Below are 1,654 nucleotides of genomic sequence, written 5' to 3'. Positions count from 1 at the left end.
CCTGCACGTCCGACGACGATTGGGAGACCTTCTGAGCCATGCTGTCCGCGCGCGCCCCGCTTCATGCCGAATCGCCGGAACCGTCGCAACGCTCGGGTGAGCCGGGGCGCGACTTCGCGTTCACGGCGGCCGACTTCGCCCGCATCCGCGCGCTGATCCACCAGCGCGCGGGGATCTCGCTGTCCGAGCACAAGCGCGACATGGCGTACAGCCGGCTCGCGCGCCGGCTGCGCGCGCGCGGGCTCGACGCGTTCCGCGACTACCTCGACCTGCTCGAGCGCGACGACGATCCGGTCGAGTGGGAAGCGTTCACCAACGCGCTGACGACGAACCTCACCGCGTTCTTCCGCGAGTCGCACCATTTCCCGATCCTCGCGGAGTTCGTGAAGCGCCGCGCCGCGCCGGTGTCGGTGTGGTGCTCGGCCGCGTCGACCGGCGAGGAGCCGTACTCGATCGCGATCACGCTGATCGAGGCACTCGGCGAATCGGCGGCGCGCGGCGCGACGATCCTCGCGACCGACCTCGACACGCAGGTGCTCGCGAAGGCCGAGGCCGGCGTCTACACGTACGACCAGGTCAAGCACCTGTCGCCGGAGCGGCTGAAGCGCTTCTTCCTGAAGGGCACGGGCCCGCAGGCGGGCCGCGTGAAGGTGCGCCCCGAGCTGCGCGCGATGATCCGCTTCGAGCAGCTCAACCTGACCGACGCCGATTACCGGATCGCGCAGCCGTTCGACGCGATCTTCTGCCGCAACGTGATGATCTACTTCGACAAGCCGACACAGGGGCAGGTGCTCGCGCGCTTCGAGCCGCTCGTGAAGCCGGGCGGCCTGCTGTTCGCCGGCCATTCGGAGAACTTCACGTACGTGACGCAGGCATTCCGGCTGCGCGGCCAGACGGTCTATGAACTGACGCGCACCCCGAAGGACGCGCCCACCGGCCACCAAGGCGCACCCGCCGCGCGCGGACTGTCGGCGGGCGTGACCGCGGCCGGCACGCGCGTGCGCGCCGCGGCTGCAGCCACGGCGGCGCCCGCCACCGGGGACCGCCGATGAGCGCGCTGCCGATCGCGACCAACCATTACTTCGATAGCCACTTCGGCCGCCCGGGCGTGAAGCTGCTGCCGAACGAGTTCTACACGACCGCCGACGACATGGTGCTGATGACCGTGCTCGGCTCGTGCGTGGCCGCGTGCCTGCACGATCCGTTCGCGGGCATCGGCGGGATGAACCACTTCATGCTGCCCGACGACGGCGCGGACCCGGGCGCGGCCGCATCGGAATCGATGCGCTACGGCGCATACGCGATGGAAGTGCTGATCAACGAGCTGATCAAGGCGGGCGGCCGCCGCGAGCGCTTCGAGGCGAAGGTGTTCGGCGGCGCAGCGGTGCTCGCGGGCATGACGACGATCAACATCGGCGACCGCAATTCGGATTTCGTGCGCCGCTACCTCGCGCTCGAGCGCATCCGCATCACCGCGGAAGACCTGCAGGGCGTGCATCCGCGCAAGGTCGCGTTCATGCCGCATACGGGGCGCGCGATGGTGAAGAAGCTGCGGCTGCAGGTGGCGGGCGTGACCGAGCGCGAAGCCGCGCTCGCGCACGAGGCCGACGCCGCCCGCGCCGCGCGTACGCGGGCGCACGTCGAGCTGTTCGCC

The 1,654-nt window shown here is 70.4% G+C and carries 2 protein-coding genes; both read left to right on the top strand.

Features of this window, described 5'->3' with window-relative positions; all coding sequences use genetic code 11:
* Positions 1-38 precede the first annotated feature (38 nt).
* A complete protein-coding gene (locus G3N94_RS41265; protein ID WP_205799901.1) occupies positions 39-1,052 on the top strand; it encodes a CheR family methyltransferase in 1,014 nt (337 codons plus the stop codon).
* On the top strand, positions 1,049-1,654 hold a 606-nt coding region (gene cheD / locus G3N94_RS41260), incomplete at its 3' end, for a chemoreceptor glutamine deamidase CheD (RefSeq protein WP_205799900.1). The genes G3N94_RS41265 and cheD, both read left to right, overlap by 4 nt.

This window comes from Burkholderia sp. Ac-20353 (assembly GCF_017104785.1).
In the GTDB taxonomy this organism is placed as follows: domain Bacteria; phylum Pseudomonadota; class Gammaproteobacteria; order Burkholderiales; family Burkholderiaceae; genus Burkholderia.
The sequence above is the reverse complement of the archived record's forward strand: the minus strand, read 5'-3'. Positions and strand labels throughout refer to the sequence as shown.